Origin of the sequence: Pseudomonas sp. 58 R 3 (genome assembly GCF_900006605.1) — a bacterium.
Classification (GTDB): Bacteria; Pseudomonadota; Gammaproteobacteria; order Pseudomonadales; family Pseudomonadaceae; genus Aquipseudomonas; species Aquipseudomonas salomonii.
This window is the reverse complement of record NZ_CVTT01000038.1, coordinates 766813-779156: the sequence shown is the minus strand read 5'-3', so window position 1 is coordinate 779156 and position 12344 is coordinate 766813. Positions and strand designations below refer to the sequence as shown.

The following is a 12344-nucleotide window of genomic DNA, read 5'->3' as shown; positions in this document are numbered from 1 at the left end:
TGTCCAGTCCTGACATAGGTTTACACCTATTTCAGCCTCAAAACGCCCGATGCACCGCATCGGGCGTTTTGTATTTCAGCGATAGATGTGGCCGCTCACTGTTATAGATATGCACGGATTGATCCACCATTCGCGCGGCTTCAGCCGCATCTTTGGGCCGATGCAAGAGAAACTCGGTTTTCAAAATCCCGTTCACTCGTTCGGCCAAAGCATTTTGGTAGCAGTCGTAACCATCGGTCATAGAACACCGGATACCGTGCTTTACATGCAGCCGCTGATAAAGCTCGGAGCAGTATTGGATGCCTCGATCTGAGTGATGAACAAGGTTTTGCTCTGTTTTTCTGCACTTGAGGGCTTTACTGAATGCCTGAATCACAGACTCCGTGTGCAAGCTTTCGTGAACATGATGCCCCACGATCTTCCGAGAGTAGGCGTCAGTCACCAAGCTCAGATAGGCCACGCCCGTTTGAGTGGGCAAGTAGGTGATATCGGCTACCCAAACTTGTTCTGGCGCCGTAGCAACTACCTGTGATGGCCCTTCTTTGAGCAGGTTGGGGTGCCTGTGAAAGCGATGATGACTGTTTGTCGTTTTGTGATAGGCCCGCTTTCGAGGAACCAACTCTCTGCGATCCCGCAAAATGTCGAAAAGGCAGTCTCGACCAACCTTTACCGGGGCTTCGGGCTCGCTATGCATGAGGTTATGAAGCTTTCGGGTTCCAAGCCTAGGTTGTCTGAGGCGCTTTTCGTGCACGAACCCCATAACCTTCTGAGCCTGGAGGGCTCGAGCATTACATGCTCGAATGCGTTTGTAATATGCCTGGCGGGATATCCCGATGAACTGGCAAGCCCGGCTGATACTCAGGTCTTGGACTTTCCTTTGGGAGAGGGCTTGCCGGATCGCTTTTTTACGACAGAGACACCAAAGTCATTCTTGAGTACATCAACAACGGCTTCGAAAAACTGAGCTTTCTGATTGGCTTGAGCGAGTTGCTCTTCAAGCTCTTTGATTCGCTGTTCGGGCGTCAGCGGCTTGTCGGGCTCATCCATGGAACGGGATCTCTTGGTACGAATGGACGCGCTTTGACTCCAGTTCTGTCGACCATGCCTGCGTAGCCAGTTCAACACCGTAGATTTGCCCTGGATGCCGTAGCGCTCTTGAGCCTCTTTATAACTCAACTCGCCTTTTTCGACCTGATCGACGACTGACAATTTAAAGGTCAGCGAGTAGTCACGCTGACTGCGCCTTTTTCCTGAATTCATTACGCCTTCCTGAGATTGGGTCAGAAGGTGTAAACCTTATTCAGGACGGGACACAGGCACAAAAAAGGGCGACCGAAGTCGCCCTTTTTCTATGGTCTGACAGAACTTAGTTCTGTTTTTCCATTTGTGCACGCAGCAGGTCGCCCAGAGTGGTCGGACCCGAAGCGATGTCAGAGGTAGCTGGCTTGTCGCGCAGGCTCTGGATTGCTTCTTTCTCTTCGATCTCGTCCTTGGACTTGATGGAGAGTTGGATCACGCGGCTCTTGCGGTCAACGCTGATGATCTTGGCTTCTACTTCCTGGCCTTCTTTCAGAACGTTGCGCGCGTCTTCAACGCGGTCACGGCTGATTTCGGAGGCTTTCAGAGTCGCTTCGATATCGTCGGCCAGAACGATGATGGCGCCTTTGGCGTCAACTTCTTTCACAGTGCCTTTAACGATTGCGCCTTTGTCGTTCTCTTGAACGTACTCGGAGAACGGATCGCTTTCCAGTTGCTTGATACCCAGGGAGATGCGCTCGCGCTCTGGGTCAACCGACAGGATAACGGTGTCCAGCTCGTCGCCCTTCTTGAAACGACGAACAGCTTCTTCGCCCACTTCGTTCCAGGAGATGTCGGACAGGTGAACCAGGCCGTCGATGCCGCCGTCCAGACCAATGAAGATACCGAAATCGGTGATCGACTTGATGGTGCCGGAGATTTTATCGCCCTTGTTGAACTGGCCAGAGAAATCTTCCCATGGGTTAGATTTGCACTGCTTGATGCCCAGGGAGATACGACGACGCTCTTCGTCGATGTCCAGAACCATAACTTCCACTTCGTCGCCGACTTGTACGACTTTCGAAGGGTGGATGTTCTTGTTGGTCCAGTCCATTTCGGAAACGTGTACCAGGCCTTCCACGCCTTCTTCCAGCTCTGCGAAGCAGCCGTAGTCGGTCAGGTTGGTAACACGCGCGGTTACGCGAGTGCTTTCCGGGTAACGAGCTTTGATAGCAACCCATGGATCTTCGCCCAGCTGCTTCAAGCCCAGGGAAACGCGGTTACGCTCACGATCGTACTTCAGAACCTTGACATCGATCTCGTCGCCAACGTTGACGATTTCGGAAGGATGCTTGATACGCTTCCAGGCCATGTCGGTAATGTGCAGCAGGCCATCGACGCCACCCAGATCGACGAATGCGCCGTAATCGGTGAGGTTCTTGACGATACCTTTGACTTGTTGGCCTTCCTGCAGGGATTCCAGCAGAGCTTCACGCTCGGCGGAGTTCTCTGCTTCCAGGACGCTGCGACGGGAAACGACAACGTTGTTGCGCTTCTGGTCGAGTTTGATGACCTTGAATTCGAGTTCTTTGCCTTCCAGGTGCGTGGTGTCGCGCACAGGACGAACGTCGACCAAAGAACCTGGCAGGAACGCACGGATGCCGTTAACGTCGACAGTGAAGCCGCCTTTAACCTTACCGTTGATAACGCCCTTGACCACTTCTTCAGCTGCGAAGGCTGCTTCGAGAACAATCCAGCATTCAGCGCGCTTGGCTTTTTCACGGGACAGCTTGGTTTCACCGAAACCGTCTTCAACCGAGTCCAGAGCAACGTGAACTTCGTCACCGACATTGATAGTCAGATCGCCAGCATCGTTGTAGAACTGTTCCAGCGGGATCAGAGCTTCAGACTTCAGACCAGCGTGAACGGTTACCCAGCGAGCTTGGTAATCGATATCAACGATAACACCGGTGATGATGGAGCCTGCCTGAAGGTTCAGGGTTTTTAGGCTTTCTTCAAAGAGTTCCGCAAAGCTTTCGCTCATTTTAATTCCTGTTGATAAGGGCGAAGAATACGCCCATCTCCACACCCCAGACGGTGTGGGTCAGTTTCAGTTAAAAGAAGCCACCGCAGGACTATGACTGGTCCCCTGCGGCCTTCTTGATCACCCGGCGATATCGCGAATGGCGATTTCACTCAAGATGCGTTCCAGCACCTGCTCGATGGACAACTCCGTGGAATCCAGCTGTATGGCGTCAGCCGCCGGCTTTAGCGGGGCTACCGCACGCTGGGTATCACGCTCATCGCGTGCACGGATCTCATCTAGCAGACTCGACAGACTAACACCATCGACTTTGCCCTTCAACTGCAAGTAACGGCGGCGAGCACGCTCCTCGGCGCTGGCGGTCAGGAAAATCTTCAGCGGCGCCTCGGGAAACACCACGGTGCCCATGTCACGGCCATCAGCCACCAGGCCCGGCGGCTCCTGAAACGCCCGCTGGCGCTGCAGCAATGCGTCGCGCACGGCCGGCAGCGCGGCAACCTGGGAGGCCCAGGAGCCGACTTGTTCGTTGCGCAGATCATCGGTCACGTCATCACCTTCGAGGATGATGCGTTGCGGATGACCTTCCGTCGCGCCGACGAACTGCACATCAAGGTGCGCCGCCAGCAGCTTCAGGGATTCTTCATTGGTCAGGTCGACGCCATGGTTGCGTGCGGCAAAGGCCAGCAGGCGGTACAGCGCGCCGGAATCCAGCAGGCACCAGCCCAGGCGCTTGGCCAGAATGCCGGCGATCGTGCCTTTGCCCGAGCCGCTTGGCCCGTCGATGGTAATCACCGGTGCTTTGATATTCACAATTGAGCCTCTTGGGCAACACGGATGCCGACATGGGCACACAGTGTAAGAAAGTTCGGAAAAGACGTAGCTACATTGGCGCAGTCACGGATACGAATCGGCGCCGCCGCCCGCAGGGAAGCCACACTGAACGCCATGGCAATGCGGTGATCACCATGGGATTGCACTTCGCCACCGCCCATTGGGCCACCGTCAATGATAATCCCATCAGGTGTCGGTTCACACTTCACGCCAAGGGCCAACAGACCATCGGCCATGACCTGGATGCGGTCGGACTCCTTGACCCGCAGCTCTTCGGCGCCACGCAGCACGGTGCGCCCCTCGGCGCAGGCCGCCGCCACGAACAACACCGGGAATTCGTCGATCGCCAGCGGCACCAGGGCTTCGGGAATCTCGATGCCTTTTAATGCAGCGGCGCGCACGCGCAGGTCGGCAACCGGTTCGCCACCCACTTCACGCGGGTTTTCCAGGGTGATATCCGCGCCCATCAGCCGCAGGATATCGATCACGCCGGTGCGGGTCGGGTTGACGCCAACGTGCTCCAGCAACAACTCGGAGCCTTCGGCAATCGAAGCCGCCACCAGGAAGAACGCCGAAGAGGAAATATCCCCCGGCACTTCTATCTGTGTAGCGGTCAATGCATGACCCGGTTCGACCGAGGCTGTAGCGCCCTCCACCGCCACCGGGTAACCAAACCCACGCAACATCCGCTCGGTATGGTCACGGGTCGGCGCAGGCTCGGTCACCGAGGTTTTGCCCTCGGCATACAACCCGGCCAGCAACAGGCAGGATTTAACCTGCGCACTGGCCATCGGCATCGAATAATCCAGGCCCTTGAGCGCCTGGCCGCCGCGAATCGTCAGCGGCGGATGCCCGTCCGGCCCGGTCTCGATCACCGCACCCATTTCCCGCAGCGGCTTGGCCACGCGGCTCATTGGGCGCCTGGACAGCGACGCATCACCGGTCAACACACTGTCAAAGCGCTGCGCCGCGAGCAACCCGGACAGCAGCCGCATCGACGTGCCGGAATTCCCCAGGTAGATCGGCCCCGGTGCCGGCTGCAAACCGTGCAAACCCACACCATGAATCGTCACGCGCCCGTGGTGCGGCCCTTCAATGACCACGCCCATGTCACGAAACGCCTGCAAGGTTGCCAAGGCATCTTCGCCTTCGAGGAAACCTTCCACTTCGGTCACGCCGTCGGCCAATGAACCCAGCATGATCGAGCGATGGGAGATCGACTTGTCGCCCGGCACGCGGATCTGCCCGCTCAAGCGGCCGCCCGGGTTGGCGAGAAAGGTCTGCTCATCGGCGTTCACAGCAGTTTCCATGTAGGCCCGGCGCGCCAGGATCTTGCTGAAATGCTCACGCGCCACCCGCGCACGGGTGAACACGCCCAATAATTGGTGGCCATCACCCGCATCCACCGCATCGCGCAAGGCGTCGAGGTCGCTGCGGAAGGTGTCCAGGGTGCGCAACACGGCTTCGCGATTGGCGAGGAAGATGTCGTGCCACATCACCGGGTCACTGCCGGCAATCCGCGTGAAATCGCGAAAGCCGCCGGCGGCGTAACGGAAAATCTCAAGGTTTTCGTTGCGCTTGGCCAACGAATCCACCAAGCCAAAGGCCAGCAAATGCGGCAAATGGCTGGTCGCCGCCAACACTTCGTCGTGGCGCTCAACCTGCATATGCTCGACATCCGCGCCCAACTCGCGCCACAGCCGATCCACCACCGCCAAGGCCGCCGGATCGGTCTGCTCAAGCGGCGTCAGAATCACCTTGTGGCGACGGAACAACTGCGCATTGGATGCCTCGACACCGCTCTGCTCGGAACCGGCAATCGGGTGGCCCGGTACAAAACGCGCCGGCATGCCGCCAAACGCGAGTTTGGCGGCGCGCACCACATTGCCTTTGGCGCTGCCGACGTCCGTAAGGATCGCCTGCCCGAGGTCCATGTCGGCCAGCAAGCCCAGCAACTTCTCCATCGCCAGGATCGGCACGGCGAGCTGGATCACATCCGCGCCCTGGCACGCCAGCGCCAGGTCTGCCTCACAGCGGTCCACCACACCCAGCTCCACCGCCAGCTTGCGCGATTGCGGGTCCAGGTCCACACCGACCACTTCGCCGCACAACCCGCTTTCACGCAGGCCCTTGGCGAAGGAACCACCGATCAACCCCAGGCCGACCACCACCAGGCGACCGATCATAGGCACAGCAGGTTGCAATGCAGTGACATCAACCACGAGCCAGAACCTTGGCCAACGCCTCCAGGAAGCGGCTGTTTTCAGCCGGCAAGCCAATGGTGATACGCAGGTGGTTCGGCATGCCGTAGTTGGCCACCGGGCGCACGATCACGCCCTCACGCAGCAAGCCCTGGAACACCGGCGCAGCGACTTGGCCGAGGTCCACACAAATGAAGTTGCCCTTGGAAGGGATCCAGCCCAGGCCCAGCCCACGGAAACCTTCCTGCAGCTGCTGCATGCCGCTTTCGTTGATGCGACGACCTTCTTCCAGGTACTCGGCATCCTTGACCGCCGCACACGCCGCCGCCAACGCCAGGCTGTTGACGTTGAACGGCTGGCGCACGCGATTGAGCACATCGGCAACCACGGCAGTGGACAAGCCGTAACCCACGCGCAGCGACGCCAGGCCGTAAGCCTTGGAGAAGGTGCGTGACACCAGCAGGTTCGGGTATGCCGCCAGGAAATCCAGGCCATCGGGCAGGTCGCTGCCTTCGGCGTATTCGATGTAGGCCTCATCCAGCACCACCAGCACGTGCTCGGGCACGTCCTGCAGGAAGTCGTTCAGCGCCTGGGCGTCGAACCAGGTGCCGGTCGGGTTGTTCGGGTTGGCGATAAACACCACGCGGGTTTGCGCGTCGATGGCCGCCAGCATGGCCGGCAGGTCGTGGCCCCAATCCTTGGCAGGAATGACGCGGGCATCAGCGCCCACGGCCTGGGTCACGATCGGGTAGACGGCGAACGCGTGCTCACTGAACACCGCATTCAGGCCTGGGGCCAGGTACGCACGGCCGACCAGTTCAAGAATGTCGTTGGAACCATTGCCCAGGGTGACCTGGTTCAGTTCAACGCGGCAGTTCTCGGCCAACAGCGACTTGAGGGCGAAGCCATTGCCGTCCGGGTAGCGGGTCAGCTCAGTCAATTCTTCACGAATCGCCGCCAACACCTTGGGGCTTGGGCCCAGCGGGTTTTCGTTACTGGCCAGCTTTACGATTTTCGACGGGTCCAGGTTCAACTCACGCGCCAGCTCGTCCACAGGCTTGCCTGGAACGTAAGGCGACAGTTGTTGCACGCCCGGCTGAGCCAGGGCGAGGAAGTTGCCACTCATGTTAAAGCCTCACAAAACCGCTTTCGGGTAAGAGCCCAGCACCTTGAGTGCCACGGCTTCCTGACTGATTTTCTCCAGCACACCTTTAACCAGCGGGTCGCGGTGGTGGCCGATGAAGTCGATAAAGAACACATACGTCCATTTACCGCTGCGCGAAGGGCGAGTTTCGATGCGCGTCAGGTCAATCCCGTTATCGTGGAACGGCACCAGCAACTCATGGAGCGCGCCGGGCTTGTTGCTCATGGAGACGATGATCGAGGTCTTGTCGTCGCCGGTGGGCGGCACTTCCTGGCTGCCGATCATCAAAAAGCGCGTAGAGTTATCCGGGCGGTCTTCGATTTTTTCGGCCAGGCGCGTCAGGCCGTACAGCCCCGCAGCCATGTCACCAGCGATAGCCGCCGAGTTCCACTCACCCTTGACCCGCTTGGCCGCTTCGGCGTTGCTGGACACCGCCACGCGCTCGACATTCGGGTAATGCGCGTCCAGCCACTTGCGGCACTGGGCCAGGGATTGGGCGTGGGAGTAGATGCGGCTGATGCTGTCGGTCTTGGTGCTCTCGCCTACCAGCAGATGGTGGTGAATGCGCAGTTCGACTTCGCCGCAGATCACCATGTCGTGCTCAAGGAAGCTGTCCAGCGTGTGGTTGACCGCGCCTTCGGTGGAGTTTTCCACCGGCACCACGCCAAAGTTCACCGCACCGGCCGCCACTTCGCGGAACACTTCGTCGATGGCCGCCATCGGCTTGCTGATCACCGCGTGGCCGAAATGCTTCATGGCCGCGGCTTGGGTAAAGGTGCCTTCCGGGCCGAGGTACGCCACTTTCAGCGGCTGCTCCAGCGCCAGGCACGACGACATGATTTCACGGAACAACCGCGCCATCTCTTCGTTGCCCAACGGGCCCTTGTTGCGTTCCATCACGCGCTTGAGCACCTGGGCTTCGCGCTCAGGCCGGTAGAACACCGGCACTTCGCCTTCAGCCAGGGACGCCATTTTCACGCGGGCGACTTCCTGGGCGCAGCGCGCACGCTCACTGATCAGCTCCAGGACTTTCTCGTCCAGGCTGTCGATGCGTACACGCAGGGCCTTGAGTTCTTGCTCAGACATTAGCCGTGTTCCTTTTCGAACTCTGCCATGTAGGCAACCAGCGCGTTGATCGCGTGGATGTCGACAGCGTTGTAGATGGAGGCGCGCATGCCACCGACCGAACGGTGGCCCTTGAGGTTCAGCAGGCCACGTGCGTCGGCACCGGCCAGGAATGGCTTGTCCAGGCGGTCGTCAGCCAGGCGGAACGGTACGTTCATCCACGAGCGGTCGGTGAGGTTGATCGGGTTGCTGTACAGGCCGCTGGCGTCGATGAAGTCGTACAGGGTGCGCTTCTTCTCTTCGTTGAGCTTGCCCATGGCGGCGACACCGCCCTGCTCTTTGAGCCACTCGAACACCAGGCCGGAAAGGTACCAGGCGAACGCCGGCGGGGTGTTGTACATCGAGCCGTTATCGGCCGCGACCTTGTAGTTGAGCATGGTCGGGCACAGCGAACGCGCGCGGCCCAGCAGGTCTTCGCGGATGATGTTGACCAGGATGCCGCTCGGGCCGATGTTCTTCTGCGCACCGGCGTAGATCATGCCGTACTTGGACACATCGATCGGGCGCGACAGGATGTCCGAAGACATGTCACACACCAACGGCACGTCACCCACTTGCGGCACCCAGTCAAACTCCAGGCCGCCGATGGTTTCGTTGGCGACGTAGTGCACGTAGGCCGCGTCTTTGGACAGCTTCCACTCGTTCTGACCGGGAATGGCAAAGTAGTCGTAAGGCTTGGCGGTGCCTGCCACGTTGACGTGACCGTAGCGCGAAGCCTCTTCAATCGCCTTCTGGCCCCAGATACCGGTGTCGATATAGTCGGCAGTGCCGTCTTCGGGCAACAGGTTCAGCGGAATCTGCGCGAACTGCTGGCTCGCGCCACCTTGCAGGAACAGCACTTTGTAGTTGGATGGGATGCCCAGCAAGTCGCGCAGATCCTGCTCGGCCTTGGTGGCGATGGACACGAACTCATCGCTGCGATGGCTCATTTCCATCACGGAGAGGCCTTTTCCATGCCAGTCGAGGAGTTCACCCTGCGCACGCTGCAGGACTGCTTCAGGAAGCGCCGCGGGACCGGCACAGAAGTTATAGGCTCTCTTGCTCACATCCAATCTCACTCTGATCTGGTGGTAGTCACGCAAACATATCAGCCGACACCCGATCCCATGTGGGAGCGGGCTTGCTCGCGAAAGCGATCCAACAGGCGACATCTCGGGTGAATGTCAGTCCGCTTTCGCGAGCAAGCCCGCTCCCACACTAGATCTCCATGGCTGTCGATATTTCCATACGGACAAACAACAAGGGGGCGAATCTTCATCCGCCCCCTGTGTGTCCGCTTATTCCTGCGGTTCTTCTTCGTCTGCGGCTGCATCGAGGGTTGGCTCGTCGACGCTGTCATCGCCGGTTGCGATCACCTCGCCATCGAATACCGCACCGTCTTCGCCTTCCAGCTCTTCGCCTTCGACTTCCGATGGTTCCTGAACGCGCTCCAGGCCTACCAGCGTTTCGTCGCTGGCCAGCTTGATCAGCGTCACACCCTGGGTGTTACGGCCCAGGCTCGAGACTTCGGCCACACGGGTACGCACCAGGGTGCCCTGGTCGGAAATCAGCATGATTTCCTCGCCATCGAGCACCTGCACCGCGCCGACCAGACGGCCGTTGCGGTCGTTGCTGACCATGGCGATCACGCCCTGGCCGCCACGCTTGTACTCCGGGAACTCGCTGATGGCGGTGCGCTTGCCATAACCACGCGCCGAAGCGGTGAGGATCTGGCTGCCTTCTTCCGGGATCAGCATCGAAATCAGCTTCTGCCCTTCCGGCAGACGCATGCCGCGCACACCGCGGGCGGTACGGCCCATGGCGCGAACGTCGGACTCCTTGAAGCGTGTCACTTTGCCGCCGTCGGAGAACAGCATGACTTCACGCTCGCCGTCGGTGATGGCCGCGGAGATCAGTACGTCGCCTTCGTCCAGCTCCAGAGCGATCAGGCCCACGCTGCGCTGGCGGCTGAAGGATTCCAGCGGAGTCTTCTTCACGGTGCCTTTGGCGGTGGCCATGAAGATGAAGTGACCTTCGGTGTATTCCTCGACCGGCAACATGGTGGTGATGTATTCATCACTGTCCAGCGGCAGCAGGTTGACCAGCGGACGACCACGGGCAGCGCGGGACGCTTCCGGGATTTCGTAGGTTTTGAGCCAGTACACCTTGCCTTTGCTGGAGAACAGCAACAGCGTGGTGTGGCTGTTGGCAACCAGCAGGTGAGCGATGTAGTCCTCATCCTTCACGCCGGTAGCCGATTTGCCTTTACCGCCACGACGCTGAGCCTGGTACGCAGCCAATGGCTGGGTCTTGGCGTAGCCACCGTGGGAGATGGTCACCACACGCTCTTCTTCCGGGATCATGTCACCCAGGGTCAGGTCGAGACGCGCATCGAGGATTTCGGTGCGGCGCACGTCGCCGTATTCGGCGCGGATCACTTCCAGTTCTTCGCGGATCACTTCCATCAGGCGCACGGCGCTGTTGAGGATGCGGATCAGCTCGCCGATCTGGTTGAGAATCTCCTGGTACTCGGCCAAAAGTTTCTCGTGCTCCAGGCCGGTCAGGCGGTGCAAACGCAGCTCCAGAATGGCCTGGGCCTGTTCCGGCGACAGGAAGTACTTGCCGTCGCGCAGGCCGTATTGCGGGTCCAGGGTTTCCGGACGGCACGAATCGGCACCGGCACGTTCAACCATCGCCACAACGGCGCTGGATTCCCACGGCATCTTGATCAGGGCTTCCTTGGCTTCCGACGGCGTCGGCGAAGCCTTGATCAGCGCGATCACCGGGTCGATGTTCGACAGCGCTACCGCCTGGCCTTCCAGGATGTGGCCGCGCTCGCGGGCCTTGCGCAGTTCGAACACGGTGCGGCGGGTGACCACTTCGCGGCGGTGACGCACGAAGGCTTCGAGCAGGTCCTTGAGGTTCAGGATGCGCGGGCGGCCGTCGATCAAAGCCACTACGTTGATACCAAACACGCTTTGCAGCTGGGTCTGGGCGTAGAGGTTGTTGAGGATCACCTCAGGCACTTCACCACGACGCAGCTCGATCACCACGCGCATACCGTCTTTGTCAGACTCGTCGCGCAGTTCGGTGATGCCTTCGAGCTTCTTCTCTTTAACCAGCTCGGCGATCTTCTCGATCAGACGCGCCTTGTTCAACTGGTAAGGCAGTTCGGTGATAACGATCTGCTGGCGGCCACCAACCTTGTCGATGTCTTCGATCATCGAGCGGGCGCGCATATAAATGCGGCCACGGCCGGTGCGATAGGCTTCGATGATGCCGGCACGACCGTTGATGATCGCGGCGGTCGGGAAGTCCGGACCAGGGATGTATTGCATCAGCTCATCGACGGTCAGCTCAGGGTTGTCGATGAGGGCCAGGCAACCGTCGATGACTTCACCGAGGTTGTGCGGCGGAATGTTGGTGGCCATGCCCACGGCGATACCGCTGGAGCCGTTGACCAGCAGGTTGGGAATACGGGTTGGCATGACGGCCGGGATCATTTCGGTGCCGTCGTAGTTCGGCACCCAGTCCACGGTTTCTTTGTGCAGGTCGGCCAGCAGCTCGTGCGCCAGCTTGGTCATGCGCACTTCGGTGTATCGCATGGCCGCAGCGTTGTCGCCGTCGACCGAACCGAAGTTGCCCTGGCCGTCTACCAGCAGGTAGCGCAGGGAAAACGGCTGGGCCATCCGAACGATGGTGTCGTACACCGCAGTGTCGCCGTGAGGGTGATACTTACCGATCACGTCACCGACAACACGGGCAGATTTCTTGTACGGCTTGTTCCAGTCGTTACCCAGCTCGCTCATCGCGAACAGCACACGCCGGTGCACGGGCTTCAAGCCATCGCGCGCATCAGGCAGTGCCCGCCCGACAATTACGCTCATCGCGTAGTCGAGGTAGGACTGTTTCAGCTCGTCTTCGATATTGACCGGGAGGATTTCTTTGGCCAGTTCGCCCATGAGAAGCCTGATTCCTTTTTCGGGTGAAACCTCGTCACATC

General features: G+C 59.6%; 8 protein-coding genes. All 8 read right to left on the bottom strand.

The features are described from left to right. Nucleotides 1–37 precede the first annotated feature (37 nt). Nucleotides 38–1260 (bottom strand): IS3 family transposase gene (locus BFP92_RS09460; RefSeq protein ID WP_122527355.1). Its coding sequence is split into 2 segments (ribosomal slippage): nt 38–909 and nt 909–1260, totalling 1224 coding nucleotides; the frame shifts between segments, so codons are not numbered across the junction. Nucleotides 1261–1366: 106 nt separating this feature from the next. Next, nucleotides 1367–3061, bottom strand: coding sequence for a 30S ribosomal protein S1 (gene rpsA, locus BFP92_RS09450; RefSeq protein ID WP_017136102.1), 1695 nt, complete (start codon nt 3059–3061; stop codon nt 1367–1369). 120 nt (nt 3062–3181) lie between these two features. Beyond that, nucleotides 3182–3871: a (d)CMP kinase gene (cmk, locus tag BFP92_RS09445; RefSeq protein ID WP_003172653.1), complete on the bottom strand. Its 690-nt coding sequence runs from the start codon at nt 3869–3871 to the stop codon at nt 3182–3184. Then, complete coding sequence (locus BFP92_RS09440; RefSeq protein WP_065929273.1) at nt 3868–6078, bottom strand: bifunctional prephenate dehydrogenase/3-phosphoshikimate 1-carboxyvinyltransferase; 2211 nt, start codon at nt 6076–6078, stop codon at nt 3868–3870. Before BFP92_RS09440 ends, cmk begins: the two co-directional genes overlap by 4 nt. A 28-nt stretch (nt 6079–6106) precedes the next feature. Continuing rightward, nucleotides 6107–7219 carry a histidinol-phosphate transaminase gene (hisC, locus tag BFP92_RS09435; RefSeq protein ID WP_065929272.1) on the bottom strand — a complete coding sequence of 371 codons (1113 nt, stop codon included), beginning with the start codon at nt 7217–7219 and terminating at the stop codon, nt 6107–6109. 9 nt (nt 7220–7228) lie between these two features. Beyond that, the gene (gene pheA / locus BFP92_RS09430) at nt 7229–8323 is read right to left on the bottom strand and encodes a prephenate dehydratase (protein ID WP_053132458.1); all 1095 of its coding nucleotides are present in this window, start codon (nt 8321–8323) and stop codon (nt 7229–7231) included. Further along, on the bottom strand, nt 8323–9408 hold the full coding sequence (gene serC / locus BFP92_RS09425) for a 3-phosphoserine/phosphohydroxythreonine transaminase (RefSeq protein WP_065929271.1): 1086 nt from the start codon (nt 9406–9408) through the stop codon (nt 8323–8325). The genes pheA and serC overlap by 1 nt, the downstream gene beginning before the upstream one ends. A 231-nt stretch (nt 9409–9639) precedes the next feature. Next, nucleotides 9640–12303: a DNA gyrase subunit A gene (gene gyrA, locus BFP92_RS09420; RefSeq protein WP_065929270.1), complete on the bottom strand. Its 2664-nt coding sequence runs from the start codon at nt 12301–12303 to the stop codon at nt 9640–9642. Between the last annotated feature and the right edge of the window lie 41 nt (nt 12304–12344).